Source organism: Psychromarinibacter sediminicola (genome assembly GCF_029168335.1).
In the GTDB taxonomy this organism is placed as follows: Bacteria; Pseudomonadota; Alphaproteobacteria; order Rhodobacterales; family Rhodobacteraceae; genus Psychromarinibacter; species Psychromarinibacter sediminicola.
The window spans coordinates 1-2,488 of record NZ_JARGYC010000166.1; the positions used below are offsets into that span (position 1 = coordinate 1).

The 2,488-nt window shown below is 65.0% G+C and carries 2 protein-coding genes; both read left to right on the plus strand.

The window, feature by feature from the left end; translation table 11 throughout:
* Positions 1 to 131: 131 nt before the first annotated feature.
* Complete coding sequence (gene tnpB, locus P1J78_RS24565; protein WP_275570005.1) at positions 132 to 485, plus strand: IS66 family insertion sequence element accessory protein TnpB; 354 nt, start codon at positions 132 to 134, stop codon at positions 483 to 485.
* An 83-nt stretch (positions 486 to 568) separates the two neighbouring features.
* On the plus strand, positions 569 to 2,149 hold the full coding sequence (gene tnpC / locus P1J78_RS24570) for an IS66 family transposase (protein WP_275570006.1): 1,581 nt from the start codon (positions 569 to 571) through the stop codon (positions 2,147 to 2,149).
* Positions 2,150 to 2,488 lie beyond the last annotated feature (339 nt).

Here is a 2,488-nt window from a genome sequence, read left to right on the forward strand (position 1 = left end):
TGGCCGTTTTCTACGGCCGCAGCCCATCATGTGCACAGGAAAAGGCCGCGGCGTGACGCTCATGAGCGTTGCCAGCCATAGTTCACGGATGACCATCTGAGCAGGGTGATCGCTGCGGTTCGGGGCGCGTCGTGATCCTTCCTGGCGGGCCGTACAAAATCTATGTTGCGACGCGGCCTGTCGATTTCCGCAAGCAACATGCGGGCCTGTCGCTGATCGTACAGGAGGTGCTCGGCCGCGACCCCTTCAGCGGGGCCATCTTCGTCTTCCGGTCCAAGCGTGGCGACCAGTTGAAATGCCTGGTCTGGGATCAGACGGGGCTGGTGCTGGTCTACAAGAAGCTGGAGGGCGGCGCCTTCCGGTGGCCGAAGCCGGCGGATGGGATGATCCAGCTGTCGCCGGCGCAGTTCTCGGCGCTGTTTGAGGGGATCGACTGGCGCGCCGCTCGGGCGGAACGCCGGCGGCGCCCCAAGCTGGCGGGATAGCCGCGACAGGATGACTCAGCGCCGCGTTTTGCGTACCTCCCCCATGGCTGGAGCCGTATACTCCGGCCATGGGCTCCAGCGGAATGATCAGCGCAGCCAAGGTGACCGAGCTCGAGCGGCAGCTTGCCGCCTCCGAGGCTGCCCGGATCGTGGCGGAGACCCGTCTGGCTGCATCTGAAGACGCCCGTGCCCGGTCTGAAGAGGCCCTTGCCCGGCTAGAGCGCATGATTGCGCAGCTGCGCCGGGACAAGTTCGGCACCAGGTCCGAAAAGGCCAGTCCCGAACAGCAGCATCTGCCTTTCGAAGATGTCGAGGTCGCCGAAGGAATGCTGGCGGCCGCCAGCGAAGAAGCCGAGAAAGCGCTCGGGGATCGCAAGACGAGCCCCCGCAAGGAGAAACGGAATAAGGGCCATCTGCCGGCCCATCTGGAGCGGATCGAGCAGGTCATCGAACCCGACAGCACGCTGTGCCCGTGCGGTTGCGGCGAGATGGTCAAGGTGGGCGAGGACCGAAGCGAGCGCCTGGATGTGATCCCGGCCCGCTTCCGCGTGTTGGCGACGGTGCGCCCGAAATACATCTGCCGCAACTGCGCTGGCGTGTCCCACACCCAGGCACCGGCCCCCGAATGGCTGGTCCCGCGTGGGCTTCCGACGGAAGCGCTGGTGGCGCATTCCATGGTCAGCAAGTTCGGCGACTATCTCCCGTTCTACCGACAGGCAGACATCTACCGCCGGCAGGGCATCGATCTCGACCGGACCATGCTGGCGAACTGGTCAGGGCGGGCAGCGCTGCTGCTGCAGCCGGTCATCGACGAGATGATCGCCCGGCTTCGGAGCTCCGATCACTTGCAGGTCGACGAGACGACCGTACCGGTGCTGGCGCCAGGCACGCGAAAGGTCCGCAAGGATTACCTCTGGGCGATGCTGCGCGATCAGCGTGGCTGGGGCGGTGCCGATCCGCCCATCGTGGTGTTCCACCACTCCCGAACACGCAGCGGCGAGGTCGCGAAGGGCCTCCTCGAGGGGTTTGCCGGCGGCACGCTGATGGTCGATGGCCACCCCGTCTATGACGTGCTCGCCGATCCAAAGAAGACGGCGCATCCGTGGACGACGGCGTACTGCTGGACACACTGGCGCCGCCGCTTCGTCAAGTTCGGGCAGGACACCGTGTCGCCGATCTGCGACGAGATGGTCAGGCGTATCGCTGAGCTCTACGCGATCGAGAAGACGATAAGGGGCAAGGCGCCCGACACCCGCAAGGCTGTCCGCCAGAAACTGTCCAGGCCCATTGTCGATGCGCTAAGACCATGGCTGGAAGCGCGCCTGCAGGAGGTCTCATCGGCCAGCGAACTGGCGCGCCACATCCGCTATGGCCTGAAACGCTGGGAGGGGCTTACCCGCTTCCTGGACGACGGTCGTCTCGAGATGGATACCAACGGCGTCGAGAACGCGATCAGGCCGGTGCCTTTGACCAGGAAAAATGCGCTCTTCGCAGGCTCGGACGATGGGGCCGAGACCTGGGCCCGCATCGCCTCGCTCATCGGAACGTGCAAGCTCAACAACGTAAACCCGGAAGCCTACATCGCCGCCACGCTACGCAAGATCCTCGATCAGCACATGCAAAGAGACATCGACGACCTCATGCCCTGGAACGTCGTCGAATAGTCAATCCGCGGCGTGAGGGGTGATGGGCGAGCGCTTACGTTCGAGGCGCTCTTCGAGGGACTGGACTGGCGCCGGGTCACGGCCCGCCGGATGGCCCGGCCCGCTGCGGCGGAATGACTCGGCGGGCGGCGTAGCGGCCCGGGAGGAGAGTGTTACACTCACCTCCATGCCGACGGACGCCGCGTCTCCCGACCTGTCCGGCCTGCCGCCGGAGTATCGGGCGCTCTTCGAAGCGCAGCAGGCCCAGATCGTCACACGTGAAGAATGGGCAAGCGATTGAGAACGTGTGGTTTTGGCTGCATTTGCAGTATCCGTTTTCGCAAGGTTTCCCGGCTTTTG